The 25674-nt window shown below is 68.7% G+C and carries 24 protein-coding genes; 16 read left to right on the forward strand and 8 right to left on the reverse strand.

The annotated features are described in order from the left end of the window. Positions 1-56: 56 nt before the first annotated feature. Entirely contained in the window at positions 57-695 is a 639-nt protein-coding gene (locus ACIQLD_RS14175; protein ID WP_402608868.1) for a GntR family transcriptional regulator, read from the reverse strand. 173 nt (positions 696-868) lie between these two features. Between ACIQLD_RS14175 and ACIQLD_RS14180 the strand changes: the two genes are divergently transcribed. The 5 genes from ACIQLD_RS14180 to ACIQLD_RS14200 are packed head-to-tail and all read left to right on the forward strand — an operon-like array spanning position 869 to position 7057. Next, positions 869-2146, forward strand: a complete 1278-nt coding sequence (locus tag ACIQLD_RS14180; protein WP_402608870.1) for an NRAMP family divalent metal transporter — start codon at positions 869-871, stop codon at positions 2144-2146. 4 nt (positions 2147-2150) lie between these two features. Further along, the gene (locus ACIQLD_RS14185) at positions 2151-2915 is read left to right on the forward strand and encodes a LamB/YcsF family protein (RefSeq protein WP_402608872.1); all 765 of its coding nucleotides are present in this window, start codon (positions 2151-2153) and stop codon (positions 2913-2915) included. A gap of 1 nt (position 2916) precedes the next feature. Further along, positions 2917-3717, forward strand: a complete 801-nt coding sequence (locus tag ACIQLD_RS14190) for a putative hydro-lyase (protein ID WP_402608874.1) — start codon at positions 2917-2919, stop codon at positions 3715-3717. Further along, the gene (locus tag ACIQLD_RS14195; protein ID WP_402608876.1) at positions 3717-5321 is read left to right on the forward strand and encodes a carboxyltransferase domain-containing protein; all 1605 of its coding nucleotides are present in this window, start codon (positions 3717-3719) and stop codon (positions 5319-5321) included. The genes ACIQLD_RS14190 and ACIQLD_RS14195 overlap by 1 nt, the downstream gene beginning before the upstream one ends. Beyond that, the gene (locus ACIQLD_RS14200; RefSeq protein ID WP_402608878.1) at positions 5318-7057 is read left to right on the forward strand and encodes an acetyl/propionyl/methylcrotonyl-CoA carboxylase subunit alpha; all 1740 of its coding nucleotides are present in this window, start codon (positions 5318-5320) and stop codon (positions 7055-7057) included. The genes ACIQLD_RS14195 and ACIQLD_RS14200 overlap by 4 nt, the downstream gene beginning before the upstream one ends. Before the next feature lie 84 nt (positions 7058-7141). Here the strand turns inward: ACIQLD_RS14200 and ACIQLD_RS14205 are convergent, their stop codons facing one another. Together ACIQLD_RS14205 and ACIQLD_RS14210 are read right to left on the reverse strand one after the other, a co-directional pair. Continuing rightward, complete coding sequence (locus ACIQLD_RS14205; RefSeq protein ID WP_402608880.1) at positions 7142-8470, reverse strand: uracil-xanthine permease family protein; 1329 nt, start codon at positions 8468-8470, stop codon at positions 7142-7144. Positions 8471-8694: 224 nt separating this feature from the next. Next, positions 8695-9573 carry a phosphoribosylaminoimidazolesuccinocarboxamide synthase gene (locus ACIQLD_RS14210; protein ID WP_402608882.1) on the reverse strand — a complete coding sequence of 293 codons (879 nt, stop codon included), beginning with the start codon at positions 9571-9573 and terminating at the stop codon, positions 8695-8697. A gap of 90 nt (positions 9574-9663) precedes the next feature. On the opposite strand from ACIQLD_RS14210, the gene ACIQLD_RS14215 reads away from it, so the two are divergent. The 6 genes from ACIQLD_RS14215 (at position 9664) to ACIQLD_RS14240 (ending at position 15377) form a co-directional block, all read left to right on the forward strand. Then, positions 9664-10212 (forward strand): GNAT family N-acetyltransferase, encoded by a 549-nt coding sequence (locus ACIQLD_RS14215; RefSeq protein ID WP_402608884.1) that lies wholly within the window; start codon positions 9664-9666, stop codon positions 10210-10212. A 91-nt stretch (positions 10213-10303) separates the two neighbouring features. Beyond that, on the forward strand, positions 10304-10930 hold the full coding sequence (locus ACIQLD_RS14220; protein WP_402608886.1) for a PadR family transcriptional regulator: 627 nt from the start codon (positions 10304-10306) through the stop codon (positions 10928-10930). Next, a complete protein-coding gene (locus ACIQLD_RS14225; protein WP_402608888.1) occupies positions 10927-12498 on the forward strand; it encodes an MFS transporter in 1572 nt (523 codons plus the stop codon). Before ACIQLD_RS14220 ends, ACIQLD_RS14225 begins: the two co-directional genes overlap by 4 nt. 66 nt (positions 12499-12564) lie before the next feature. After that, the gene (locus ACIQLD_RS14230) at positions 12565-13119 is read left to right on the forward strand and encodes a GNAT family N-acetyltransferase (RefSeq protein WP_402608890.1); all 555 of its coding nucleotides are present in this window, start codon (positions 12565-12567) and stop codon (positions 13117-13119) included. Positions 13120-13173: 54 nt separating this feature from the next. After that, positions 13174-14652: an amino acid ABC transporter substrate-binding protein/permease gene (locus ACIQLD_RS14235; RefSeq protein ID WP_402608892.1), complete on the forward strand. Its 1479-nt coding sequence runs from the start codon at positions 13174-13176 to the stop codon at positions 14650-14652. Further along, positions 14649-15377 (forward strand): amino acid ABC transporter ATP-binding protein, encoded by a 729-nt coding sequence (locus tag ACIQLD_RS14240; protein ID WP_402608894.1) that lies wholly within the window; start codon positions 14649-14651, stop codon positions 15375-15377. Before ACIQLD_RS14235 ends, ACIQLD_RS14240 begins: the two co-directional genes overlap by 4 nt. Positions 15378-15597: 220 nt before the next feature. On the opposite strand, the gene ACIQLD_RS14245 is transcribed toward ACIQLD_RS14240, so the two are convergent. The 4 genes from ACIQLD_RS14245 to ACIQLD_RS14260 all read right to left on the reverse strand — a co-directional run bounded on the left by ACIQLD_RS14245 (position 15598) and on the right by ACIQLD_RS14260 (position 19618). Next, the gene (locus ACIQLD_RS14245; RefSeq protein WP_402608896.1) at positions 15598-16914 is read right to left on the reverse strand and encodes an MFS transporter; all 1317 of its coding nucleotides are present in this window, start codon (positions 16912-16914) and stop codon (positions 15598-15600) included. Next, positions 16911-17390 (reverse strand): winged helix-turn-helix transcriptional regulator, encoded by a 480-nt coding sequence (locus tag ACIQLD_RS14250; protein ID WP_402608898.1) that lies wholly within the window; start codon positions 17388-17390, stop codon positions 16911-16913. The genes ACIQLD_RS14245 and ACIQLD_RS14250 overlap by 4 nt, the downstream gene beginning before the upstream one ends. Before the next feature lie 232 nt (positions 17391-17622). Next, positions 17623-18900, reverse strand: a complete 1278-nt coding sequence (gene purD, locus ACIQLD_RS14255) for a phosphoribosylamine--glycine ligase (protein WP_402608900.1) — start codon at positions 18898-18900, stop codon at positions 17623-17625. A gap of 43 nt (positions 18901-18943) precedes the next feature. Beyond that, entirely contained in the window at positions 18944-19618 is a 675-nt protein-coding gene (locus tag ACIQLD_RS14260) for an NUDIX hydrolase (protein ID WP_402608902.1), read from the reverse strand. Positions 19619-19667: 49 nt separating this feature from the next. On the opposite strand from ACIQLD_RS14260, the gene ACIQLD_RS14265 reads away from it, so the two are divergent. Further along, a complete protein-coding gene (locus ACIQLD_RS14265; protein ID WP_402608904.1) occupies positions 19668-20036 on the forward strand; it encodes a sterol carrier family protein in 369 nt (122 codons plus the stop codon). A gap of 85 nt (positions 20037-20121) precedes the next feature. Here ACIQLD_RS14265 and ACIQLD_RS14270 read toward each other — a convergent pair whose 3' ends face one another. Next, on the reverse strand, positions 20122-20940 hold the full coding sequence (locus tag ACIQLD_RS14270; protein WP_402608906.1) for a BtpA/SgcQ family protein: 819 nt from the start codon (positions 20938-20940) through the stop codon (positions 20122-20124). Positions 20941-21065: 125 nt separating this feature from the next. On the opposite strand from ACIQLD_RS14270, the gene ACIQLD_RS14275 reads away from it, so the two are divergent. The 4 genes from ACIQLD_RS14275 (at position 21066) to ACIQLD_RS14290 (ending at position 25673) form a co-directional block, all read left to right on the forward strand. Next, the gene (locus tag ACIQLD_RS14275) at positions 21066-21839 is read left to right on the forward strand and encodes a DeoR/GlpR family DNA-binding transcription regulator (protein ID WP_402608908.1); all 774 of its coding nucleotides are present in this window, start codon (positions 21066-21068) and stop codon (positions 21837-21839) included. Between the two features lie 172 nt (positions 21840-22011). Continuing rightward, on the forward strand, positions 22012-23046 hold the full coding sequence (locus ACIQLD_RS14280; protein WP_402608910.1) for an autoinducer 2 ABC transporter substrate-binding protein: 1035 nt from the start codon (positions 22012-22014) through the stop codon (positions 23044-23046). Between the two features lie 63 nt (positions 23047-23109). Beyond that, the gene (locus ACIQLD_RS14285; protein WP_402608912.1) at positions 23110-24648 is read left to right on the forward strand and encodes a sugar ABC transporter ATP-binding protein; all 1539 of its coding nucleotides are present in this window, start codon (positions 23110-23112) and stop codon (positions 24646-24648) included. Further along, positions 24645-25673 carry an ABC transporter permease gene (locus ACIQLD_RS14290; RefSeq protein WP_402608914.1) on the forward strand — a complete coding sequence of 343 codons (1029 nt, stop codon included), beginning with the start codon at positions 24645-24647 and terminating at the stop codon, positions 25671-25673. Before ACIQLD_RS14285 ends, ACIQLD_RS14290 begins: the two co-directional genes overlap by 4 nt. Position 25674: the final 1 nt, after the last annotated feature.

Below are 25674 nucleotides of genomic sequence, written 5' to 3' on the forward strand. Positions count from 1 at the left end.
AATACCGAACGCCGTTCTGGTCGAAGGTGATGCCCCGCACGGCGAGACGTCGGGGGTCAGGCGTGTCCCATGCGTGCGAAAGCCCCCAGCACGCTGCGCTCCGATGCGGTGAGGTAGCGCTCGAGCTCTTCTGCAGCGGCTTCGGGTCCCTGCTCCAGCAAAGCGGTGAGCACCGCTCGGTTCCGGCGGACGTACGGCTCGTGCAGCGACCTCGGCTCGTCGATCTCGAGGAAGACGAGGCGCAGCTCGGCAGCGACGTCGCGGTAGGTGCGGGCGAGGCGCGCGCTGTCGGCGAGGGCGACGATCGCATCGTGGAAGGCCATGTTCGCGCTGCCGATACGCCGCCAGTCCTCGTGCGGCAGTTGCTCTTCCGCCTCGGCGAGGGCGTCGCGCATGAGCTGCACGGCGGGGTGCTCGGGCTCGGACTGGCGCAGTGCGGTGCATTCGATCACGCGGCGCGCGCGGTAGATGTCGATCACGTCGGCGATGGTGGGCGACGCCACCGAGACGCCGCGGTGGGGAACGTGCTCGACGAGACCCTGCTCCGAGAGCACGCGGAAGGCTTCGCGGAGCGTGTTGCGCGAGACGTCGAACTGCTCGGCGAGGGCGGACTCCGACAGTCGCGACCCCGGTGCGAAGTCTCCGTCGATGATCCGCTGACGGAGCACATCGGCGAGCGGGCCCTGCTGGTTCATGCCTTCATCGTAGGCGGCGGAACGTCGGCATCGTCTGCACAGGGGTGTCAAGAATCACACGAAGGCAACTCGGCTGTAGCACGACGGAAACATGATTGTTGAACAATCGGCTTCTATCCGTTCTACACTGGGGGTCACCCGACACCCACCAACGACGATGGGAATCCCCCCGCATGTCAGAGCAGACCACCGCCCCCCTCTCTCCGGAAGACGAAGCCCGCCTCTCGTCCGCCAAGAAGCGCGCGGGCCGCAGTGCCGTCATCGGCGCGATCTTCCTCATGGCCACCAGCGCCATCGGCCCCGGCTTCATTACGCAGACCGCCACGTTCACAGCGACGATGGGGGCCGCCTTCGCGTTCGCGATCCTCATCTCGATCCTCGTCGACATCGCGGTGCAGCTGAACGTCTGGCGCATGATCACCTCGTCTGGCAAGCGCGCCGGCGAACTCGCCAACAGCGCCATCCCCTTCTCGGGGCACCTGATCGCCGTGCTCGTCGTGATCGGCGGACTGGCCTTCAACATCGGAAACATCGCCGGTGGCGGTCTGGGACTCAACGCCCTGCTCGGCATCGACCCCAAGCTCGGCGGCATGGTCACCGCGGCCCTCGCGATCATCATCTTCCTGGTGAAGAAGGCGGGCCCCGTGATGGACATCGTGCTGGTCGTGCTGGGTATCGCCATGATCGTGATGACCGTGGTCGTGGCCGTGATCGCCCAACCGCCGATCGGCGAGGCGCTGCGCCAGACCTTCGTGCCCGACGAACTGAACTTCGCCACCATCACGACCATCGTCGGCGGAACCGTTGGCGGATACATCACCTATTCCGGTGCGCACCGCTACCTCGACTCCGGCCACACCGGGCCGGAGCACGCCGGCCCCGTGATGCGCGCGGCCACCAACGGCATCCTCGTCACCGGTGTCATGCGCTACGTGCTGTTCCTCGCGATCCTCGGCGTCGTGGCCTCCGGGGTCACGCTCGACCTCTCCGGTCAGGGCGCGAACCCCGCGGGTCAGGCGTTCGGCGCGGTGCTCGGCGACGCGGGTCTCCGCATCTTCGGCGCGATCTTCTGGGCCGCGGCGATCAGCTCGGTCATCGGTGCGGCTTACACGTCGGCGACCTTCCTCTCCACCTTCACCAAGAAGCTCAAGGGCGGGTGGCCGCTGCAGCTCGCGACCGTCGCCTTCATCGTGGTGTCGCTGGCGGTGTACCTGTCCATCGGTACCGCTCCTGCCGCGATCCTCGTGTTCGTCGGCGGCTTCAACGGCCTGATCCTGCCGATCGGACTCACGGTGTTCATGTACATCGGCTGGTTCCGCCGCGATCTGCTCGGCTCGAAGAAGTACCCGATGTGGCTGCTCGTCGCCGGCACGCTCGTGACGCTGCTCACCTGGTACATGGGTATCGTCTCGGTCGGCCCCATCTTCGCCTTCCTCGGAATCGGAGCGTGATCGCATGACATCCATCGACCTGAACTCGGACCTCGGCGAGAACGTCGCCGACCGCGTCGTCAGCGACGACGAGAGCATGCTGCGCCTCGTCACCAGCGCGAACGTCTCGTGCGGGTTCCACGCCGGCAGCCCCGAGGGTATCCGCGAGACGCTCGCCGCCGCGGTGCAGGGAGGTGTCGTGATCGGCGCGCACCCCGGTTACCGCGACTACGAGAACTTCGGCCGCACGAAGGTCGACATCGACTCGGCCACGCTGCAGGCGCACGTCGAGTACCAGCTCGGAGCGCTGATGGGGCTCGCCGCCGCGGTCGGCGGCCGGGTCTCGTACGTCAAGCCGCACGGTGCTCTCTACAACACGATCGCTCGCGACGAGAGGCAGTCGAAGGACGTGGTGGCCGCGATCCGCGCGATCGACCCGAGCCTGGTTCTGCTGGGACTTTCCGGAGGCGTCGTGCTCGAGGTGGCCGAGCGGGCAGGGCTCGCCGTCGCCGCCGAGGCGTTCGCGGACCGCGCATATCAGCCCGACGGGCAGCTCGTCTCGCGCACCGAAGAGGGGGCTGTGCTGCACGACCCGGCCGCGGTCGCCGAGCGCATGGTGCGCCTCGCTGCCGACGGTGTGATCCGTGCGATCGACGGTACCGATGTGCCCGTGGTCGCCCAGTCGATCTGCGTGCACGGCGACAGTCCCGGCTCGGTGGCCATGGCCGCGGAGACCAAGCGGATGCTGCAGGAGGCGGGAATCACGATCGCCCCGTTCGCGGGCGCCTGATATGACCGTTCTCGCCACCGCCGACCAACTCGCCGACGCGCGCGCCGCTCGCGCCGCCATCCGGGCGGGGCACGCCGAGCCGACCAGCGGAGTCGCGGTCGGGATGACCCAGGCGAACCTCATCGCAGTCCCCGCCGACTGGGCCTTCGAGACGCTGCTCTTCGCGCAGCGGAACCCGAAGCCGTGCCCTGTGCTCGAGGTCATCGAGCAGGGGGCGGTGGAGTCACGGCTCGCACCCGGCAGTGACATCCGCACCGACATCGGCCGGTATCGCATCTGGCGTGACGGGGAGCTTGCCGAGGAGGTCGCCGACGCGACGGCGGCCTGGGCGGAGCATCCCGACCTCGTGGCTTTCCTCATCGGATGCAGCTTCACCTTCGAATCCGGGCTCGCACAGGCAGCGATCCCGATCCGGCATCAGGAGCTCGGACGCAACGTGCCGATGTACCGCACCTCCGTGCCGTGCACCCCCGCCGGACGACTGAGCGGCGAGATGGTCGTCTCGATGCGCCCGATCCCCGCGGCGCGCGTCGCGGATGCCGTGCAGATCTCCGGGCGCACTCCCGCCGTGCACGGTGCTCCCGTGCACATCGGCGACCCGGCATCGCTCGGCATCGACGACCTGGCGCATCCCGACTTCGGAGACGCTCCCGAGGTGCGCGACGGCGAGGTGCCGGTGTTCTGGGCGTGCGGTGTCACGCCGCAGGCGGCGATCATGGCCTCGAAGCCGCCGTTCGCGATCACGCACGCGCCCGGGTACATGTTCATCACCGATGTTCCGGATGCGGAGTACCTCGTCTGATGCGCATCCTCACGGCATCCGATCACGCTCTTCTCGTCGAGGCGTCCGACCTCGACGAGGCGATGCGCCTGAACCTCGCGTGGCAGGGGGTGCCCGGCATCGTCGAGCGCATCCCCGGTGCCCGCACCGTGCTCGTGCGCTTCGATCCGGTGCGGGTCTCGGCCGCCGATCTCTCGGCCGTGCTGGCCGCGACGCAGATCGACACCGCGCATCTGCCCGGCAGTGGCGAGGTCACCGTGCCCGTGCGGTACGACGGCGAAGACCTCGACGAGGCGGCATCGCTGTTGGGCGTCGCGGCGGAGGAGCTCGTCAACCGGCACCTGGCCGCGGACTGGCGGGTGGCGTTCTCCGGTTTCGCCCCCGGTTTCGGATACGTCGTGAGCAGCGATCCCCTGTTCGACGTGCCGCGCCGATCGTCGCCGCGCACACGCGTGCCCGCCGGCTCGGTCGCGCTCGCCGGAGCGTTCACCGGGGTCTACCCCCGGGAGAGTCCGGGCGGATGGCAACTGATCGGGCGCACGGATGCCGTGATGTGGGACATCGAGCGGAACCCGCCCGCTCTGCTGTCGCCCGGGACCGCCGTGCGGTTCGAGCGCGTGCGGGAGGTCGCCCGGCTCGAGGGGCGCCAATCCGGCCGAAACGGAGACGACCCGACGCGCGCACGGCGCGTCGCGGCGCAACACTCCGCGACGGATGCAGATGGTCTGGGTTTCGACGCAGAGGCTGTCGTCGAGGTGGTGCGCCCGTCGCTGCAACTGCTCGTGCAGGACGCCGGGCGTCCGGGCTATGCGGCGCTCGGGGTCTCGGCGTCCGGGGCAGCGGACCGGCGGGCCATGCATGACGCGAACCGTGCGGTGGGCAATGCGCGCGATGCAGCGGTGTTCGAGAGCGTCGGAGGAGCCGTCCTGCGATTCCGGGGAGCCGGTGTCGCCGCGGTCGCCGGGGCGATCGGCGCGCTTCGTCTGACCGAGGTCGGCGGCGCCGTCCGGTCGGTGGCGCACGGTGAGCCCTTCGCCACGGTCGACGGCGACGAGCTGACCCTCGGCCACCCCGAGCGTGGGCTGCGCTACGTCATCGCCGTGCGGGGAGGCCTGGATGCCCTGCCTGCGCTGGGCAGTCGTGCGGCGGACACTCTCGCCGGGCTCGGCCCGGAACCGCTCGCGGCGGGTGCCGTCATCCCGGTCGGCCGCGCCGCGCCGCATCCCGTCGAGCCTGATGCCTTGCCGCGCGAGCTCCCGGGCCCCGGAGAGCTCGTCGACCTGGAGATCACGCTCGGCCCGCGCGACGACTGGTTCACGGCGGCAGCGGTCACGACCCTCACCGGACAGGAGTGGACCGTCACGCCGCGTTCGGATCGCGTCGGCATCCGGCTTCAGGGCGAGGTGCCCCTGGAACGCGCGTGCGGTGGCGAACTGCCGAGCGAGGGTGCTGTCACGGGGGCTGTCCAGGTGCCGCCGGATGGACAGCCCGTCCTGTTCCTGCCCGATCATCCGCTCACCGGGGGCTACCCCATCATCGGCGCCCTCACGGACCGCAGCCTCGACCTCGCCGGTCAACTGGCTCCGGGAGTGCGTCTTCGTTTCACCGTCAAGGAGTCCTCATGACCACCGTGTCGACCGAGCCGACCACGCAGAGGGTCCTGATCGCCAACCGCGGGGAGATCGCGGTGCGCGTCGTCCGCGCCTGCGCCGAAGCCGGATACACCTCGGTCGCGGTCTATGCGGATCAGGATGCCGATGCCCTGCACGTGCGCCTGGCCGACGAGGCGGTGGGTCTGGGGGGAGCCACGGCGGCCGACACGTATCTTTCCGTCGAGGCGCTGCTCGACGCCGCGCGCCGGGTGGACGCGACCGCCGTGCACCCCGGATACGGCTTCCTCTCGGAGAGCGCCGCGTTCGCACGGGCCGTCGAGGCGGCCGGGCTGGTCTGGATCGGGCCGTCGCCTGCGAGCATCGATGCACTCGGTGACAAGATGACCGCGCGCCGGATCGCTCAGCGGGTCGGGGCGCCGCTCGCCGCCGGTACCGACGAGCCGCTGGCCGGGCCCGAGGAAGCCGTGGCATTCGCCGAGGAGCACGGACTCCCCATCGCGATCAAGGCGGCCTTCGGCGGTGGCGGGCGCGGGCTCAAAGTGGTGCGCGAGCTGTCCGAGGTCGCAGCGGCGTTCGACGCGGCCACTCGCGAGGCGATCGCGGCGTTCGGTCGTGGGGAGTGCTTCGTCGAGCGCTTCCTCGAGAGCCCGCGGCACATCGAGGTGCAGGTGCTCGGCGACGGGCACGGGGGTGTCGTGGTGGTCGGCGACCGCGACTGCTCGATGCAGCGTCGCAATCAGAAGCTCATAGAGGAGGCGCCGGCTCCGGGACTCTCCGTCGAACAGCGGACGCGTTTCCACGACGCGGCACGGTCGATCTGCGGCGAGGTGGAGTACCGCGGGGCCGGCACGGTGGAGTTCCTGCTCGCGGCCGACGGCACCATTTCGTTCCTCGAGGTGAACACAAGGCTCCAGGTGGAGCATCCGGTCACTGAGGAGGTCACCGGAACCGACCTGGTGCGCGAGCAGTTCCGCATCGCATTCGGGGAAGGTCCGTCCTTCGTCGAGACGCCGACGCCCGTCGGGCACGCGTTCGAGTTCCGCATCAATGCCGAAGACCCCGGGCGCGGCTTCCTGCCGAGCCCCGGTCGCGTCGACAGACTGCGGATCCCCGGCGGCCCCGGCGTGCGCTGGGACAGCGGCATCGAAGAGGGCGACGTCGTGCAGCCCGCCTTCGACTCGATGATCGCCAAGCTGATCGTGCGCGCCGAGTCCCGCGATGCGGCCATCGTGCGCGCGCGGCGGGCCCTGCGTGAGCTGACCGTCGAGGGGCCGGCGACGGTGATCCCGTTCGATGTGATGGCGCTCGACGAGGAAGCGTTCGGCACGGCGACCTTCGCGGTGCACACGCAGTGGATCGAGAGCGCCCTGCTGCCGAAGTTGGAGACGCAGTCGCGGCCGGCGGCAGTGTCGGACCCCGCACTGCAGCGCTTCCCTGTCGAGATCGACGGCCGACGCGTGATGCTGGGTCTCCCGTCCGGGCTGCTGTCGGGTCTCGGACGCCCGGCGGATGCGGCAGCCGCAGCGCCCACGGCCGACCCGACCGAACTGCGCGCACCGGTGCCGGGCACGCTCGTGCGCTGGCTCGTCGACGACGGCACCGAGGTCGCGGAGGGCGAGCCGGTCGCGGTCCTCGACGCCATGAAGATGGAGACCACGGTCGACGCGCACCGGGCCGGGACCCTGTCTCAGCGTGCCGAGCTGTCCGCGATGGTCACCGCCGACGGGGTGCTCGCCGTCATCGACTGAGCGTTCTGGCGCACCATCCGAAACGCAGAGATCCCGGATGCCTCACGAGAGGCATCCGGGATCTTCGTCTGTGCGCGGCGCGGCCTACTCGGGATCGCCGCCGAGCGGGCCGACCGCCTCGAGCGGCTTCGGGTCGTCGGCACCCGTCTTGCGCAGGCGCGCGATCAGGTTGCCGAGGTGGTAGATGAGGATCGCAGCCACCGTGGCGATGACGATGCCGCCGAGTTCGAAGCCGGAGGCCTCGTCCTTGATCATGAAGCCGCCGACCGCCATGATCAGCGCGACGGCCGCCGTGTACTGGTTGACCGGACGTGAGAAGTCGACGCGGTTGTCGACCCAGATCTTGATGCCGATGACCCCGATCAGACCGTAGAGTGCCGTCGTCACACCGCCGAGCACACCTGCAGGCACCGAGTTGATGACTTCGCCGAACTTCGGGGAGAGGCTGAGCAGGATCGCCGCCGCGCCGGCCACCCAGTAGGCGGCGGTGGAGTAGACGCGGGTGGACGCCATCACGCCGATGTTCTCGCCGTAGGTCGTCGTACCGGAACCGCCGAAGAAGCCGGCGAGGGTGGTCGAGACGCCGTCCGCGATCAGCGCCTTGCCGGTCTGCTGGTTCACCGTCGCGTCTCCGGTCATGGTCGCGACGCCGCGGACGTGGCCGACGTTCTCGGCGATCAGAACGAGGACGACCGGGAGGAACATCGCAAGCGCCGTGAGCGTGCCGGGCTCGGTGAAGTTCGGGAAAGTGAAGGTCGGAAGGCCGACCCAGTCCGCCTTCTCGACGGCTGCGAAGTCGAGCTCGCCGCGGAACGCCGCGAAGATGTACCCCGCGATGACGCCGAGGAAGATCGAGATGCGGCCGAGGAAGCCGCGGAAGACGACGGCGAAGAGGATGGTGATGGCGAGGGTGAAGGTCGCGGTCACCGGCGCTGCGGCGTAGTTGTTGTGCGCTGCGCCCGCGAGGTTGAAACCGATGAGGGCGACGATCGTTCCGGCGAGGACCGGCGGCAGGAAGCGGTCCACCCACTTCACCCCGACCGTGTGCACCACGACGCCGATGATCGCCAGCAGCACGCCGACCGCGACGATCCCGGCCAGGGCGGTGCCCATGTTCGCGGAGGCGGTCGCTGCGGTCACCGGTGCGATGAATGCGAACGACGAACCGAGGTAGCTGGGCAGTTTGTTGCGTGTGACCAGCAGGAACAGGATCGTGCCCACACCGCTGAAGAGCAACGTGGTCGCGACGGGGAACCCGGTGATGATCGGCACCAGGAACGTCGCGCCGAACATCGCCACGACATGCTGGAGTCCGATCGCGATCGTCGCGGGCCAGTTCAGGCGCTCATCGGGACGGACGACGGCGCCGGGCTCGACCGTGCGGCCGTTTCCGTGCAGCTTCCACAGGGCCATGCGGGCTCCTCAAGGTTCGGGGGATGGCAGGAGTGCTGGAGCAACACTACCGATTCCTGAGTTTTTCCTGAGCGCGGGCGCCGACTGCGCTCAGGTGCAGGAGCGGATGACGAATGCATGAGGGGCCCGCGGCCGATGGTCATGCATCTGTCCGATCGTCATGCATTCGTCCGTGGACCGGTCCGCGGATCGGTGCGTGACGAGTGGCCTCGACGGTCGCGAGGTCAGGCGCCGAGGCGCTCGATCAGCTCGCGGTAGCGGTCGGCGGTCCGCGCGACCACGTCGTCCGGAAGCAGCGGCGGCTCGCCCTGCTGGTCCCAGTTCGCGGCCAGCCAGTCGCGCACGATCTGCTTGTCGAAGCTCGCCATCCGCGCGCTCGGCGTGGTGCCGGTGCGCCAGGCCTCGGCGTCCCAGTACCGGGATGAGTCGCTCGTGAGCACCTCGTCGGCCAGGCGCAGCGTGCCGTCGGCATCCGTCCCGAACTCGAACTTGGTGTCGGCGAGGATCAGCCCCTTCTCCTCCGCGATGGCGGCCGCAGCCGTGTAGATGGCGAGAGAGGTGTCGCGCAGCTCGGCCGCACGCTCGGCGCCGACCAGTTCGACGGCGCGCTCGAACGTGATGTTCTCGTCATGCTCGCCCATCGGGGCCTTGTAGGCCGGGGTGAACAGCGGCTCGGGCAGTCGGTCGCCGTTCTGCAGGCCGGCGGGCAGAGGAATGCCGCACACGGTGCCGCTCTCCTGGTACTCGACCCAGCCGGAACCCGTGATGTAGCCGCGCACGACGCACTCGATCGGCAGCATCTCGAGCGACTGCGCGAGCATCCCCCGATCGGCGACGGCCTCGGGCAGCTCGCCCGCGGCGATGTGGTTGGGAAAGTCGGAGAGCTGGGCGAACCACCAGCGGCTCAGCCGTGTCAGCAGGGCGCCCTTGTCGGTGATGCCGGGGGAGAGCACGAAGTCGAAGGCGCTCACGCGGTCGGAGGCCACGACGAGGATGCGGGTGTCCGCCGGGTCTTCCGAGGCGTACAGGTCGCGGACCTTGCCCGAGTAGATGTGCCGCCAGCCGGGAATGCTCTGTGCCGTGCCTTCTGAAGGTGTGCTCACCCGCCTATTATCCCGGTTCCGTCCGACCGCGATCGCCCGGGTCCGTGGGTCGCGTTCGCGGGTGTCGGAGCCGGTGTCTAGCGTGGAGGCGTGGCTGACGACATCTTCACCGACCGGCTCCGTCTGTCGCGGGCGGTGGCCTCCGACCTCGACGCGATCTTCGCGATCCAGAACGATCCCCGGGTGTGGACGCACTTTCCGAGCCTCCGACACATCGACCCGGCGACGACCCTCGACATGATGGAGCGTTGGGATCGCAGCTGGGAGCAGGCGGGACTCGGATCGTGGGTGGTGCGTCTGCGTGACACGGACGAGATCATCGGAAACGGCGGCTGCACGCTGCTTCGCGGCGAGGTGTGGAACGTCGGCTACCGCATCGCGGCCGATCAGCACGGACACGGGTATGCGACCGAGCTGGCGCGCGCCGGTATCGAGCAGGCGCGGCTCATCGACCCCGATCGCCCGGTCATCGCCTATCTCGTGGAGCACAACCGGGCGTCGGCGCACGTCGCGGAGAAGCTGGGCCTCGAACTCGTGCATCGTGCACCGGATGTCGGCAACCCCGATCCTGCGGTGATGCGGCTCGTGTATGCGGACCGACCGCTCACCGCGGTGCAGCTCGCGGCCGCCCTCGGCTGACCGGCGGCCTGGCGGATCGACCGCTCGGCGGCCGGTCTTGTCGGTGTCCGCCGTGAGGCGTATAGTCCACATGGACTATTTGAGGTGGGACATGAAGAAGGATGCCGTCGACCGACTCACCCCCATGGGGGTGATGGTGCTCGCGCTGCTGCGCGAGGGCGACATGCACCCCTACGAGATGGTGCGGCTCATGCGGGCCCGTCACGACGATCGCCTGATCACGATCACCAATGGGACGCTCTACCACACGGTCTCCCGGCTGCATCGTGTCGGGCTGATCGACGAGCTGGGCATCGACCGCGAGGGCAATCGTCCGGAGCGCACGACCTACTCCCTGACGGATGCCGGACGCGACGCGGTCGTCACGTGGGTGCAGCGCGAGCTGCCCCGCATCGATCACCCGGCCGACTTCCGCATCGCGCTCGCCGAGGCCCACAACCTCGAGAGACCGGAGGTCGTCGCTCTCCTGCAGGAGCGGCGGATGGCGCTCGTCGAAGATCACGCACGGCACAGCGACGGCCTCGGCAATGCCAGGGAGAAGGGCGTGCCCGAACAGGTGCTCGTCGAGATCGAACGCCAGGAGGCACTGCTGGAAGCCGAGCTGCGCTGGCTCGACACCCTTCTGGACCGCCTCCAGACCGAAGTCCTGCCGTGGGGGCCCACGGCATTCCAGTACTCAGACCGCTACCGCGATCAGCGAAAGGCTGCACAGCAATGACAGATACCCCTCGCGACGGAGACCGCCCGCCGGTGTCCGCTCCCTCCACATCAGGTCCGTCGACCGGCACCTATTCCGTGGGGCATAAGCCCACGAGCCCCTGGCCCGCCCTCTGGGCGCTGGTCATCGGCTTCTTCATGATCCTCGTCGACACCACGATCGTGTCGGTCGCGAACCCGGCCATCAAGGCGGCACTCGACCCGAACACCAACAACCTCGACAACGTCGTGTGGGTCACGAGCGCCTATCTGCTCGCCTACGCGGTGCCGCTGCTGATCACCGGACGCCTCGGTGACCGCTTCGGTCCGAAGAACATCTACCTGATCGGTCTCGCGGTCTTCACGCTCGCCTCTCTCTGGTGCGGACTTTCGACCACGCTCGAGGGCCTGATCGTCGCCCGCGCGGTGCAGGGGCTGGGAGCGGCGTTCATGACGCCGCAGACCATGGCCGTGATCACCCGCACCTTCCCGCCCGAGCGCCGCGGCGCCGCGATGGGTCTGTGGGGCGCGACGGCCGGTGTCGCGACTCTCGTCGGTCCGCTCGTGGGCGGTCTGCTCGTCGACGGCTTCGGCTGGGAGTGGATCTTCTTCGTGAACATCCCGGTCGGCATCGTCGCCTTCGTGCTCGCCTGGCGTCTGGTGCCGAAGCTCGCGACGCATCCGCACCGGTTCGACATCGTGGGTGTGGTGCTGAGCGCCGTCGCCCTGTTCCTCATCGTGTTCGGACTCCAGGAGGGCGAGAAGTACGACTGGGGCGTGATCTGGGGGCCGATCTCGGTATGGAGCCTGATCATCGTCGGCCTGGTGGTGCTCGGTTTGTTCATCTTCCAGCAGGCCAAGACCCGCAGCGAGCCGCTGGTGCCGCTCGAACTGTTCCGCGACCGCAACTTCTCGGGCGCGAACGTGGCGATCGCCGCAGTCGGCTTCACGGTGACGAGCATGTCGCTGCCGATGATGTTCTTCCTGCAGACCGCACGCGGACTCACGCCCACAGAAGCCGCGCTGCTCCTGATCCCGATGGCGGTGCTCTCGGGGGTGCTCGCCCCGGCCGCGGGCAAGCTGCTCGACCGGGTCGATCCGCGCATCATCCTCATCCCCGGCCTGCTCTGCGTCGCCGGAGCGCTGGTCTGGTACTCGGCACTGATCAACATGGACACCCCGATCTGGATGTTCCTGCTTCCCTCTGCGCTGATGGGCATCGGCAACGCCGGCATGTGGGGTCCGCTCGCCACCACGGCGACCCGCAAGCTCCCGCCGCGCCAGGCAGGGGCAGGCGCCGGCATCTACAACACGACCAGGACGATCGGGTCGGTCATCGGCTCGGCATCCATCGCCGCGTTCATGCAGTCGCGTCTCGAGGCGAACCTTCCGGAGCTCGCCGATGCCCCGGCCGGCATCTCGACCGGCGGATCGCTGCCGCCCCAGGTGGCCGAAGGGTTCGCCGCGGGGATGTCGCAGTCGATCCTGCTGCCGGCGTGCGTCATGGCGGTCGCCCTGATCGCCTCGCTGTTCCTCGGTCGTTACGACAAGACGGCGGCGGCGGCACCCGCGGCCGTGCGGGCCGAGTAGCCGAACCCGGGGAGGGGTCGTGTCCGCCGGTTTGCGGACGCGGCCCCTTTCTGGTGTCATCGGGCGATGACGATCGCACTCTCTCGACCGACCACCGACCTCTTCGAATCCTGGGCCGCCGCAGTGGGCGAGTTCGAGGGCGGACACGTCGACGGGGGCGGTCTCGAGAAGGGTTTCGTGCCCGACCGGGCCGCTTTCGAGGAGTTCGTCGAGCGCGCGGAGCTGTACGCCACACCCGGTGCGGTTCTCCCGGAGGGCCACGTGCCCTGTGATTACTACTGGATCACCGAGGGGGACCAGGTGGTCGGCTTCCTCTCCTTCCGCCGAGAGCTCAACGACTACCTGCGTCGCTTCGGTGGCCACATCGGCTATTCGGTGATCCCGTCGCGGCGCCGTGAGGGGATCGTGCGCGAGGCGATGCGGCAGGTTCTCCGCCAGGCGAAGGCGGAGGGCTACGAACGAGTCATGCTCACCTGCGATGACGACAACATCGGGTCCATCCGCACCATCGAGGGGGCCGGCGGCGAGCTCGAAGACGTGATCGATGCGCCGGAGGCCGGGCAGCCCCGCGTGCGGCGGTACTGGATCGATATTTCGGGGACCCGACTCGCCGCGAGCTAGGGTAGATCCTCGGCGGTCGTCCGGTCGCTGCTGTCGACCCGAGGAGCACACGTCGTGATCCGAAATCCATCCGCCGCGGCGGGCCGCCTGCGCCGATCGGTGCGCACCGCCGGTGCGGCCGCGCTCGTCGCCTTCGTCGCCGTCGGAGCGCTCCTCGCCGGAGCCGCCCCCGCCACCGCCGCGAGCGACGGCGACAAGTACGTCATCGGCACCGACACGACCTTCGCGCCGTTCGAGTTCACCGACAAGGACGGCGACCTCGTCGGCATCGACATGGACCTGCTCCGCGCGATCGCGAAGGACCAGGGCTTCGAGGTCGAGATCCGCCAGCTCGGATTCGACGCCGCGGTGCAGGCGCTGCAGTCGAACCAGGTCGACGCGGTCATGGCCGGCATGTCGATCACCGAGGAGCGACAGAAGACCTTCGACTTCAGCGAGCCCTACTTCACCAGCGGCATCCAGCTCGGCGTGCTCGAGTCGAGCGACATCCAGTCGCTCGATGACCTCGACGGCAAGGCCGTGGCCGTGAAGACCGGCACGCAGGGGCAGACCTTCGCCGACGAGAACAAGGCCGAGTACGGCTTCAAGGTCACCCCGTACCAGGACACGACCGACATGGTGGATGCCGTGAAGGCCGGCCAGGCGGTCGGCTACTTCGAGGACTTCCCGGTGCTGGCCTACGGCATCCAGCAGGGTTCCGGCTTCCGCCTGATCGGTGAGCCCGAGCTCGGCGGCGAGTACGGCTTCGCGGTGAACAAGGGGCAGAACCCCGAACTGATCGAGATGTTCAACGCCGGACTCGCGAACCTCAAGTCTTCGGGCGAGTACGACAAGATCGTCGACACGTACCTGGCGGGCGGCGAGGAATCGTCGCAGCCGACCGACATCATCTCGGTCGCGGTGCAGTACTGGCCGGCGCTCATGGAAGGCCTGTGGCTCACGATCCTCGCGACGATCGTCGCCATCGTGGCCGCCTTCATCCTCGGGCTCATCTTCGGCTTCGGCCGGGTCTCGAAGTTCGCACCGTTCCGCTGGATCGCGACGGCCTACGTCTACGTGTTCCGCGGTACGCCGATTCTCATCCAGGCGTTCTTCGTGTTCTTCGCTATCCCGCAGCTGTTCCCCGGTCTCACGTTCAACCCGTTCGTCGCCGGAGCGATCACGCTCTCGCTCAACACGGGCGCGTACATGACCGAGATCATCCGCGGAGGCATCCAGGCGGTCGATCCCGGACAGAACGAGGCTTCGCGCTCGCTCGGGCTCGGACACTGGAAGACGATGCAGAAGGTCGTGCTCCCGCAGGCGTTCCGCATCATGATCCCCTCGTTCGTCAACCAGGGCATCATCACGCTGAAGGACACGTCGCTGATCAGCGTCATCGGCCTGGCGGAGCTCACGTTCGTCTCGCGCCAGATCATCGCCTCGACCTACCTGTCGGCCCAGGTGCTGACGATCGTCGCCATCATCTACTTCGTCGTGATCACGCTGCTGACGCTGCTCGCGAACCGCCTGGAGAGGACGTTCAACGCATGAGCAAGATCGTGGTGCAGGACCTGCACAAGTCGTTCGGCGACAACGAGGTGCTCAAGGGCATCAACCTGGCCGTGGAGGATGGCGAGGTCGTCGCGGTCATCGGCCCGTCGGGGTCGGGCAAGTCGACCCTGCTGCGCTGCCTCAACAAGCTCGAGGAGCCCACGTCGGGGCACGTCATCATCGACGGCGTCGACCTCACCGACAAGAGCGTGAAGCTCGATGAGGTGCGCCAGCGCATCGGCATGGTGTTCCAGCACTTCAACCTGTTCCCGCACATGACGGTGCTCGAGAACATCACCCTCGCGCCGGTCGAGTGCGGGAAGATGACGAAGGCCGAGGCGCGCGAGCGGGCGCTGTCGCTGCTGGAGCGGGTCGGTCTCTCGGAGAAGGCGGATGCGAAGCCCGCGTCCCTGTCGGGTGGTCAGAAGCAGCGCGTCGCGATCGCCCGCGCGCTTGCGATGGATCCCGAGATCATGCTGTTCGACGAGGCCACGAGCGCCCTCGATCCAGAGATGGTCGGCGAGGTGCTGCAGGTCATCCGCGACCTGGCCTCGGGAGGTATGACCATGGTGCTGGTGACGCACGAGATGGGCTTCGCGCGCGAGGTCTCCGGCCGTACGGTCTTCATGGACGGCGGTGTCGTGGTCGAAGAGGCCCCGCCCGCCGAGCTCTTCGGCTCGCCCAAGAACGAACGACTGAAGGACTTCCTCTCGAAGGTGCTCTGAGGTCGCGCTCTCCCCTGTGCGCATCCGCTCCGCGCGCATCCGCTCCGCGCGCATCCGCTCCACGCGCATCCGCTCCGACTTCCCGTGTACTCGCCGAGTGCACGGGAAGTTCGCGTAGAGAGGCCGTGCATTCGACAGCTTCCGGTGCACTCGGTGCCGGTGCACTCGGTGCCGGTGCATTCGCTTCCGGTGCACTCGGTGCTTGGCACGGCGGGGCGGGCTACTCGCGGACCGACGCGGGAGCGGGGTGACGGCGGATGGTCGCGCTGACCAGGGCGGCGACCGCGCAGAGGCCAGCGGCGGCGAACCACGCGAACGTGTACTGACCGGTGTGGTCACGCACGATCCCGGCGAGCACCGAGGCGATACCCGCGCCGATCTGGTGCGCCGCGAACACCCAGCCGAACACGAGCGGGCCCTTGTCGCCGAAGACCTCACGGCAGAGCGCGATCGTCGGCGGCACGGTCGCGACCCAATCGAGCCCGTAGATCACGATGAACACGATGATGCTCGGCTGCACCTCGGCCGAGAGCAGGCTGGGCAGGAACAGCAGACTCACCCCGCGCAGCGCGTAGTAGGCGGCGAGCAGGATGCGCGGGTTCACCCGGTCGGTGAGCCAGCCGGAGAACACGGTGCCGACGATGTCGAAGACGCCGACGACGGCCAGCAGCCCGGCCGCGGTCGTCGTCGCCATGCCATGGTCGTGGGCGCTGGGGATGAAGTGCGTGCCGATCAGTCCGTTGGTCGTCGCTCCGCAGATCGCGAAGCCGATCGCCAGGGCCCAGAAGGTCTTGGTGCGCGCGGCCTCGCGAAGCGTGCTCAGGGCGAGCTTCGCGGCGCCCCACGCCGTGCCGCGCGGAACGGGGGCCGCTGCCACGACCGGCGCGGTCTCGCCGTAGCGGGCGACGCCGAGGTCGCTCGGTCTGTTGCGAAGGAAGATCCAGACGAGAGGGGCGACGGCGAGAGCTCCGCCCGCAATGATGAGCGAGGCCCCGCGCCATCCGACGTCTTCTGCGGCGGCTGCGATCACGGGGAGGAAGATCAACTGCCCGGTGGCACTACCGGCTGTGAGGACACCGGAGACCAGCCCGCGACGGGTGGCGAACCAGGTGTCGGTGATGGTCGCGGCGAACACCAGCGCCATCGACCCGGTGCCGAGTCCGATAAGAACACCCCAGGTCAGGATGAGCTGGCCCGGAGTCGCCACGAACACGCTCAGAGCCGCGCCCGCCCCTATGACGAAGAGCGCGACCACGGTGACCGCGCGGATGCCGAAGCGCTGCATGAGAGCGGCCGCGAACGGGGCGATGAGGCCGTAGAGCAGCAGGTTGATCGAGACCGCGAGCGAGAGCTCGGCGGTGCTCCATCCGAACTCCTCCTCGAGCGGCACCATGAGCACACCGGGGGCGGCGCGGAACCCGGCGGCGCCGATGAGCGCGATGAGGGCCACCACCGCGACGGTCCAGGCCGGGTGGAAGCGGCGCTGCCGCCCGGCCAGGGGCTCTTCGATCGGATCGTCGAGCGATTCGGCGGTCATGCCGCGTCTCCGGAGCGAAGGGCGAAGGGCTCCCCGCCCATGCTGCGCCGTGCCCACCGGGTGCTGTCGGCGTCGAGCGCTGCCGCGCAGGTGGCACACCAATCGACGGATCCCGACACCTCGCCGCATCGACCGCAGCTCACCGTCAAGCCCCAGGGGCCGTCGGGGTCGGTGATCCGAGCGAACCGCGCGTAGGCGTGCAGGATCGGGAGGGTCTCGCGTCCGGCGGCCGTGAGACGGTAGCCGCTGCGCGCATCGGCGCGGTCTTCGCGGGCGATGAGGTCGGCCTCGCCCATCGCGGTCAGGCGCCGGGAGAGCACCGAGTCGGCTGCGCCGGTGGCATCGCGCAACTGATCGAAGTGCGTTCGACCGGAGAAGAGCTCGCGCAGGATGAGCAGCACCCAGGGATCGGCGAGCACGTCGGCGGTGCGGGCGATCGGGCAGGTCGCAGAAGACCAGTCGGAACGAAGCGGCATCCATTCACTTTCTTGAAGAAAGTCGCCCCTGTCAATCACGACCCCCACGTTGGCAGGATTCCTCCTTACATTCGCCCGAATTCGCCCGACCGCACCTCACGTGTCCCCGCTCATGGCGCTGCCGAGTGCACGGGAACTCGCCGAGCGAACGGGGTATTCGCGTCGGGAAGCCGTGCACTCGTCGAGAAGCCGTGCACTCGGCGGAGGGGAGGAGGGGGCGGGGCGCGGAGGGCTACTCGGCGACGCGGGCGGCGATGTCGGTGCGGTGGTGCGAGCCGTCGAGGCGGATGTGGGCGATCGCCTCGTACGCGCGGTCGCGCGCGGTGCGGAAGTCGGAGGCGACGGCCACCACGTTCAGCACCCGGCCTCCCGTGGCGATGAGCGATCCGCCGGGGGCGTCGGGGCTCGCGGTCGCGGCGTGCACGATGCGGACGCCCTCGACAGCCGCGGCTTCCGCGAGACCCTCGATCGGGCGGCCGGTCTGCGGCGCCTCGGGGTACCCCTCGCTGGCCAGCACGACCGTGATGACGACGTCGTCGCTGAACACGGGGTCGGGCTGGTCCTCGAGCGTGCCCGATGCCGCGGCGAACAGCAGCTCTGACAGCGGGGTGACCAGTCGTGGCAGCACGATCTGCGTCTCGGGGTCTCCGAAGCGCGCGTTGAACTCGATCACGCGCACACCGGCGGGGGTGAGGATCAGGCCCGCGTAGAGGAGCCCGATGAACGGCGTGCCCTCGGCGTCGAGCTGGCGCACGACGGGGAGCGCCACGTCGCGGGTGACTTCTTCGACGAAGGCCTGCTCGCTGCCGAACTGCTCAGCGAGCCAGGGCAGCGGAGAATATGCCCCCATGCCGCCGGTGTTGGGGCCGGCGTCGCCGTCGAGCGCGCGCTTGAAGTCCTGAGCGGGGCTGAGCGCGCGCACGGTGTCGCCGTCGCTCAGGAAGAACAGCGAGACTTCGGGGCCGGAGAGGAACTCCTCGATCAGCACCGGGCCGGCGGGGAGGTACTGCTCGGCGTGCGCGAGCGCTTCGGCGCGGTCGGACGTGACGATGACGCCCTTGCCTGCCGCGAGACCATCGGCCTTGACCACGTAGGGGGCGCCCAGATGGTCGAACGCGCTCTCGACCTCCGCGGTGGTGGCGGCACGCACGGCACGGCCCGTGGGTACTCCAGCCGCGTCCATGACCCGCTTCGCGAACGACTTCGATCCCTCGAGCTGCGCTGCCGCCTTGCCCGGTCCGAACACCGGGATGCCGCGGACGCGCAGAGCATCGGCGACACCGGCGACGAGGGGAGCTTCGGGGCCCACCACGACGAGGTCGATCGCGTGCTCGTGCGCGAACGCGGTGACCGCGCCGCCGTCGAGCGGATCGACCGAGACGGGTGTCGCATCCTGCGCTATGCCGGCGTTGCCGGGAGCCACGAAGATCTCGTGCTCCGCCTGCTCAGCCCGCAGGGCGAGGATGATCGCGTGCTCACGGGCACCGGAACCGAGGACGAGAATCTTCACCCGTCCAGACTACCGAGGGTGGCGCTTCGGATTTCGGCGGGGCTCAGAGGTCGACGGTGCGCACCGCGGAGGCGTCCCAGGGCACGGTCCAGCCGGCCGCGTCGAAGAGCGCATCGAGCACCATCGCGGTGAAGCCCCAGACGATCGTGCCGTCGACGTCGAACGCCGGGCCACGGAACGTGCGGCCCATCCGGGTGATCGTCGAGGTGAACCGGGTCTCCGGGTCGAGAAGCTGCGCGACGGGAACCCGGAACACCTCGACCGTCTCGGCATGATCGACCGCCGCGACCCGCGACGGCGACTGCCACCACGCCAGGACGGGAGTGACGAGATGGTTGCTCGCGGCGAGCGGGATCTCGGGCAGGGTGGCCAGGATCTCGACTCCCGCCGGGTCGAGCCCTGTCTCCTCCTCGGCCTCGCGCAGCGCCGTGGCGACGACGTCGGCATCGTCGGGCTCCACGCGTCCGCCGGGGAACGAGACCTGACCGGGATGGGACGAGAGGGTGGGCGCGCGTCGCTGCAGCAGCACGTCGAGGTCGCGGGCGACGGCCGCGTCGGTGGTGGGGGCGGGAATGCGATCGAGCACGCCGAACAGGATGAGCACAGCCGCGTCGTGAGCGTTCTGCGGATCGGCGAGGGGCGGGATCCGCACGCCCCACGAATGGTCGGCCACCGCCGCGAGCAGCTCGGCGCGCGCGCCCTGGGGATGCATGCTCATGAGTCCGAGCATAGGACTCGTCCCGTGCGGTCGGTCGTAGTCTGGAGAGATGGCCAGGAAGATCGACATCGTCGACGGACGCGCGGCGCTCGATGCCGTCCGGTCCGCCGAAGCCTCCGGTGTGAAGCCGCAGCGCGCCGATCTCGCCACTGCCGTGCGCTATCTGCTGCAGTTGCTCGACGAGAAGGCACCGGGCAACAGCGTCGAGGTGCGGGTGCCGCCGTTCGGTGCGGTGCAGGTCATCCAGGGTCCTCGGCACACTCGCGGCACGCCGCCGAACGTGGTGGAGATGGATGCCGCGACCTGGATCGCGGTGTCGACCGGCACGGAGCAGTGGGCAGATGCCGCGGACGCGGGACGCATCCACGCGTCCGGCACCCGCGCCGACCTCAGCGACGTGCTGCCGGTTCGGCCGTAGGGTCCGCGGCAGTCCGACGACGCAGAAGCCGCCCCGCGATCACCAGGGATCGGAGGGCGGCTGTGCGCGTCGCAGGGCTCGTGTGTCAGACCAGCTGGGACCGGAACGCCTTCGCCGCGCCCATCAGCTCCTCGACGCGCGTGCGGTCGGCGCGGTTCTCGAACTTGCCGTCCTGCTTGAAGTAGGTGCCCACCACGGCGCCGTCGGCCACTGCCAGCTGGTCGGCGACGTTGGAGGCGCGGACCCCGGTGTTGACGAACACCGGCACGTCTCCGGCGTTCTCCTTCACGATGGCCAGCGACTGCGTGTCGGTGGGGGCTCCGGCGGTGAGTCCGGAGACGCAGAGAGCGTCGGGGTTGGTCGCGAACACGGTGGAGCGGGCGATGGAGCCCAGGTCGCGCTCTGCGAGGTAGGCGGCCGACTCCGGCACGATGTTGAACAGCAGCTTCACGTTCGATGCGCCGATGCGGTGTCTGTGGCGCGCGACCTCACCGACGTTCGTGTTCCACAGCCCGAAGTCGCTGGCGTAGACGCCGGTGAAGATCTCACGCACGAACGCCGCATCGGTGGCGGTGGCGAGATCGATCGAGGCGCGGCCGTCCCAGAGCACGTTCACGCCGAACGGCACGGCGAGGTCGCCCTGCAACTCGCCGATGATGCGGGCCATGCTGATCGCCGTGATGGGCTCGGTCTTCGTGAGGTACGGGAGGCTGAACTCGTTGGAGATGAGCACGGCGTCGACGCCGCCGCTCTGCAGCGCATCGAGTTCGCCCTTGGCGCGGTTCACGATCGCGGCCATCCCGGCCGCGGTGTCGTAGCCGGGGTCGCCGGGGAGCGGCGCCAGGTGCAGCATCGCCACGATCGGCTTCTGCGTGCCGAACACCTCGGGGAGCCAGTTGGGCATGTCTTTCCTCGTTTCTTCGGAATGGATCACAAGTGCTGTGAAAGATTCACGAAGAGCAAAGCACAAGTTACTCATTCACACAAGCTTCTCGCCTAGGGTGGGATCTGCCACACGAGGAGGTCGGGATGGAAGCCCATGAGCGCCGCGCGCTGATCGAACAGCGGGTCCTCTCTGACGGGGAGGCCGAGTTCAAGGCCCTCGCCCTGGAGTTCGACGTCTCCGAGATGACCATCCGGCGCGACCTGGAACTCCTCGAGGAGCGCGGCAGCGTGCGGCGGGTGACCGGCGGTGTGATCGCCGCCCACGGGACGGTGGTGGAGCCGGGATTCAACTCCCGGGCACTGATGGGCGCACGCGAGAAGATCAACATCGCCGCAGCCGCCGTCGCCCACCTCAACCACGGCGAGACCGTCGTGCTCGACAGTGGCAGCACCGCGCTCGCCGTGGCCCGCGCGATCGTCGGCAAGGGCCTCGGGCTCACGATCGTGACGCCCAGCATCCTCGTCGCGCTCGAACTCCACGACGAGCCGAACACCACGATCCTCGTCACGGGTGGGCGGGTGCGCCCTGGCGAGCTCAGCCTGGTCGGTGCCGAGTCGATCGAGGCGTTCAAGCGCTACAACTGCGATGTCTACGTCATGGGTGTCTCCGGCGTCGACGGCAAGCGCGGGCTCTCCGACTACAGCAACGAAGAGGGCGCGGTGAAACGCGCCGCGATCGACGCGTGCGACCGCGTCATCGTCGTCGCCGATGCGTCGAAGCTCGGCCGTGTGCACCTGACGAATGTCGCCGGCCCCGGGGAGATCGACCTGCTGGTCACCGATGGCGCGGTGGATCACCCCGCGCTCATCGGCCTGCGGGCGGCCGGCGTGCAGATCGAAGCCGTCGCGGCGCTCTAGGAGCCCGCGCTCTGCGCCCGACCGGTTGCGCAACGGTTGCGCAACGGGTGTGAGATTTCGCATTGACAAGCGACGGTTTGACGTTTTACTGTTCCACAGCGATGAGATTTCTTCCCATTCCTCCCTGGGGGTGGTGGAAACTAACACTGGCTCACACACGAAGGAGTGGAACATGCGTAAGACGAAGTTGCTTGCAGGTGTCGGATTCGGTGCCGTGGCGATGCTCGCCCTCGCCGGCTGCGGTCAGGTCGGCGGCACCACCGGTGGTGGCGAGACCGGCGGGAGTGCCGAAGACGGCGCGATGGTCACCGTGGTCAAGATCTCGGGTGTTGGCTGGTTCGACCGTATGGAGGTCGGGGTCAAGGAGTTCGCCGAGGAGACCGGGATCGACGCCCGTCAAGAGGGCGCGGACGACGCCAGCCCCGAGAAGCAGATCCAGATCATCCAGGACCTGATCGCCCAGTCGCCCGCCGCGATCACGGTCGTCCCCAACTCGCCCGAGGCGCTGGAGTCCGTGCTCAAGCAGGCCAAGGACCAGGGGATCATCGTGGTCGCCCACGAGGCGGCAGGCATCAACAACGCCGATATCGACATCGAGGCGTTCGACAACCGGGCCTACGGCGCGAAGATCATGGACAACCTCGCCGAGTGCATGGGCGATTCGGGACAGTACGTCTCCTTCGTCGGAGGCCTCACGGCCAAGACCCACATGGACTGGGTCGGTGGCGCCTACGACCAGCAGCAGGCGGAGTACCCCGACCTGACCCGCGTCGAAGAGCCCGTCGAGAGTAAGGAAGACGAGAACGTGGCCTACCAGCGCGCGAAGGAACTGCTCGCGAAGTACCCCGACATCAAGGGCTTCCAGGGTTCGGCCGGCACCGACGTCGCCGGTATCGCCCGCGCCGTGCAGGAGGCCGGTCTGGAGGATCAGGTCTGCGTGATGGGCACCAGCATCCCGTCTGTGGCGAAGAAGTACATCGTCGACGGCTCGATCGACAAGATCTTCTTCTGGGACCCGGCGATGGCCGGCAAGGCTCAGCTCAAGATCGCGCAGCTGCTCGTCGACGGCGAGAAGATCACCGACGGCACCGACCTCGGCATCGAGGGCTACAACTCCCTGAAGAAGCTCGACGGCTTCGACAACGTGTACGTGGGTGACGCCGCCGTGATCGTCGACAAGGACAACGTCGACGACTACGACTTCTGACCCGACGTCCGCCACGACTCAGGGTGGGGTCGCCCACGCGCGACCCCACCCCGGAGGAAGAACATGAACGCAGAACAGGCGCAGCCGGCGCCCGAGGCCGAGCCCACTCCCGAGGCCAGGCCCGTTCTCGAGGTCAGAGGGGTGCGGAAGGTGTTCGGCGGTGTCGTCGCCCTCGACGACGTCGGCATCACCCTCTACCCAGGACGGGTGCACTGTCTGGCGGGCGAGAACGGGTGCGGCAAGTCCACTCTCATCAAGATCATCAGCGGGGTCGAGAAGCCGGAGGCAGGCGAGATCCTGCTCGACGGTGAACCCCTGACCCACCTCTCGCCGACCCAGGCCCTGCGCGCCGGCATCCAGGTCATCTACCAGGACTTCTCGCTCTTTCCGAACCTGACCGTGGCCGAGAACATCGTGCTCCCGGCCGCGATCGCCGCGCGACGCAAGCTCTACAGCGCGAAGAACCGTCGGCCCGAGGCGCAACGCATCGTCGAGGAGCTGGGCCTGACCCTCGACCTCGACTCCGATGTCGAACGGCTCTCCGTCGCCGACCGACAGCTCACCGCGATCTGCCGAGCTCTCGTGCAGGACGCCAGGGTCATCTTCATGGACGAGCCGACCACCGCGCTCACGCACTCCGAGGTCGAGCGGTTGTTCGCGCTCGTGCGCCGACTGCAGCAGCGCGGCGTGGCCCTGGTGTTCGTCAGCCACAAGCTCGACGAGGTGCTGCAGGTGTCGCAGGACATCACGGTGCTGCGTTCCGGGCGCCTGGTCGCGAACGGTCCGGCCGACGAGTTCGACGTGGCCTCCCTCACCCACGCCATGACCGGCCGTGCGGTGGATGACTCGCGCGTCGTCGTCGAGGTCGACGAGGAGGCTGAGCCGCTGCTGCGTGTGGAGCACCTCGACCTGCCCGGCGCCTTCACGGATGTCTCCTTCGACCTGCAGCCGGGCGAGATCCTCGGCCTCACCGGATTGCTCGGCTCGGGCCGTGGTGAGATCGCCGATGCGCTGTTCGGCCTGCTCACTCCACAGTCCGGTACCGTCACCGTCGGCGGCCGCGCCGTGCGACCAGGCAGCATCCGGGCATCCGTCGACGCGGGCATCGGGTACGTACCGGAAGACCGGCTCACCCAGGGCCTGTTCCTCGACAAGTCGATCTCCGACAACATCATCGCGGGCTCCCTGAGCGAGCACGCGGTCGGCAAGGTGCTGCTGAGTCGAAAACGCACCGCCGAGACCATCTCCCTTCTCTTCTCGCGCCTGCGCATCAAGGCGCCGAGCGTCGAGGCGCCCGTGCGATCGCTGTCCGGCGGCAATGCGCAGCGCGTCGTGTTGGCCAAGTGGCTCGCGACCAAGCCGCGGGTGCTGATCCTGAACGGACCGACGGTCGGTGTCGACGTGGGGTCGAAGGAAGAGATCCTGCAGATCCTCCGCGACGCAGCGAACGACGGGATGGGCGTGATCATGATCTCCGACGACGTGCCCGAACTCGTCTCGCTCTGCAACCGCGTGCTCGTGGTGCGCCGCGGCGAGATCGTCTCACGACTGGCCGGCGACGAGATCGCCGCGCCCCGAATCCAGGAGGTGATGGCCGCGTGAGCGCCACCGACACCCGCATCCGCCTTCCCCGCATCGGACGCATGTCGAACGAGCTCGTGCTCGCGAGCATCATCCTCGTCCTGGTGATCGTGATGTGCGCCGTGAACCCCGCCTTCTTCAGCGTGCACACGCTGTTCTCGATCCTGCGCTCCGCTCTGGTGCCGATGGTCTTCGCGCTCGCGGTGCTCTTCGTGATCATCTCCGGCGGCATCGATGTGTCGTTCGCGGCGATCGGCATCTTCGCCGCCTACACGACCGTGTCTCTCGCCCAGGGTGGGAGCCTCGATTTCGGACTGATCGGCATCCTCGCGTTCGCGATCGTGATCGGCGGCGCCCTCGGGTTCGTCAACGGCATCGTGATCGCCCGGTTCCGGCTCCCCACCCTGATCGTGACTCTCGCGACGCAGGGCATCTTCAAGGGCGTGCTGCTCGCCTACATCGGCTCCAAGTACATCGCCGAGCTGCCGGATGGCATCTCCTGGCTGTCGACCGCGAACTTCATCTCGATCGAGTCGACCCGCGCCTACCTGCCGATGCTGATCGTGCCGGTCGTGCTGCTCGTGATCGGTGCCGCGTTCCTGCTGCGCCGCACGATGTTCGGCCGAGGCATCTACGCCATGGGTGGCGACCTGGAGGGGGCACGACGGGCCGGCTTCCCGGTCGTGCGCCTGCAGGTCATGCTCTACGTGCTCGTCGGGGCGGTCGCCGCGATCGGCGGACTCATCCACGTCGTGCTCGGGCGCAGCGCCAACCCGCAAGACCTGGTCGGCACCGAGCTCGACGTGATCGCCGCGGTCGTGCTCGGCGGGGCCTCGATCTTCGGCGGACGCGGCACCGTCACCGGCACCGTGCTCGGCGTGCTGCTGGTGCAGATCATCAACAACAGTCTCATCCTGATGGGCGTGCCCACGGCCTGGCAGCGTGCCGCCGTCGGGTTCCTGCTGGTGATCGGCGTGGGGATCCAGGCCGTCATGGCCCGCCGCGCCTCTCGTCGGACGTTCGTCCTCGACACGGTGAAGGAGTGAC

It is taken from the genome of Microbacterium sp. NPDC091662 (assembly GCF_044756705.1).
Classification (GTDB): Bacteria; Actinomycetota; Actinomycetes; order Actinomycetales; family Microbacteriaceae; genus Microbacterium.

Excerpts from the sequence above, each read along its gene's own strand:
- ACIQLD_RS14175 (WP_402608868.1), bottom strand. The coding sequence starts at position 695 with ATGAACCAGCAGGGCCCGCTCGCCGATGTGCTCCGTCAGCGGATCATC.
- ACIQLD_RS14285 (WP_402608912.1), top strand. The coding sequence starts at position 23,110 with ATGAACGCAGAACAGGCGCAGCCGGCGCCCGAGGCCGAGCCCACTCCC.
- ACIQLD_RS14220 (WP_402608886.1), top strand. The coding sequence starts at position 10,304 with ATGAAGAAGGATGCCGTCGACCGACTCACCCCCATGGGGGTGATGGTG.
- ACIQLD_RS14245 (WP_402608896.1), bottom strand. The coding sequence starts at position 16,914 with ATGACCGCCGAATCGCTCGACGATCCGATCGAAGAGCCCCTGGCCGGG.
- ACIQLD_RS14275 (WP_402608908.1), top strand. The coding sequence starts at position 21,066 with ATGGAAGCCCATGAGCGCCGCGCGCTGATCGAACAGCGGGTCCTCTCT.
- ACIQLD_RS14195 (WP_402608876.1), top strand. The coding sequence starts at position 3,717 with ATGCGCATCCTCACGGCATCCGATCACGCTCTTCTCGTCGAGGCGTCC.
- ACIQLD_RS14240 (WP_402608894.1), top strand. The coding sequence starts at position 14,649 with ATGAGCAAGATCGTGGTGCAGGACCTGCACAAGTCGTTCGGCGACAAC.
- ACIQLD_RS14270 (WP_402608906.1), bottom strand. The coding sequence starts at position 20,940 with ATGCCCAACTGGCTCCCCGAGGTGTTCGGCACGCAGAAGCCGATCGTG.
- ACIQLD_RS14180 (WP_402608870.1), top strand. The coding sequence starts at position 869 with ATGTCAGAGCAGACCACCGCCCCCCTCTCTCCGGAAGACGAAGCCCGC.
- ACIQLD_RS14205 (WP_402608880.1), bottom strand. The coding sequence starts at position 8,470 with ATGGCCCTGTGGAAGCTGCACGGAAACGGCCGCACGGTCGAGCCCGGC.
- ACIQLD_RS14250 (WP_402608898.1), bottom strand. The coding sequence starts at position 17,390 with ATGCCGCTTCGTTCCGACTGGTCTTCTGCGACCTGCCCGATCGCCCGC.
- ACIQLD_RS14190 (WP_402608874.1), top strand. The coding sequence starts at position 2,917 with ATGACCGTTCTCGCCACCGCCGACCAACTCGCCGACGCGCGCGCCGCT.
- ACIQLD_RS14280 (WP_402608910.1), top strand. The coding sequence starts at position 22,012 with ATGCGTAAGACGAAGTTGCTTGCAGGTGTCGGATTCGGTGCCGTGGCG.
- ACIQLD_RS14260 (WP_402608902.1), bottom strand. The coding sequence starts at position 19,618 with ATGAGCATGCATCCCCAGGGCGCGCGCGCCGAGCTGCTCGCGGCGGTG.
- ACIQLD_RS14230 (WP_402608890.1), top strand. The coding sequence starts at position 12,565 with ATGACGATCGCACTCTCTCGACCGACCACCGACCTCTTCGAATCCTGG.
- ACIQLD_RS14185 (WP_402608872.1), top strand. The coding sequence starts at position 2,151 with ATGACATCCATCGACCTGAACTCGGACCTCGGCGAGAACGTCGCCGAC.
- ACIQLD_RS14200 (WP_402608878.1), top strand. The coding sequence starts at position 5,318 with ATGACCACCGTGTCGACCGAGCCGACCACGCAGAGGGTCCTGATCGCC.
- ACIQLD_RS14225 (WP_402608888.1), top strand. The coding sequence starts at position 10,927 with ATGACAGATACCCCTCGCGACGGAGACCGCCCGCCGGTGTCCGCTCCC.
- ACIQLD_RS14265 (WP_402608904.1), top strand. The coding sequence starts at position 19,668 with ATGGCCAGGAAGATCGACATCGTCGACGGACGCGCGGCGCTCGATGCC.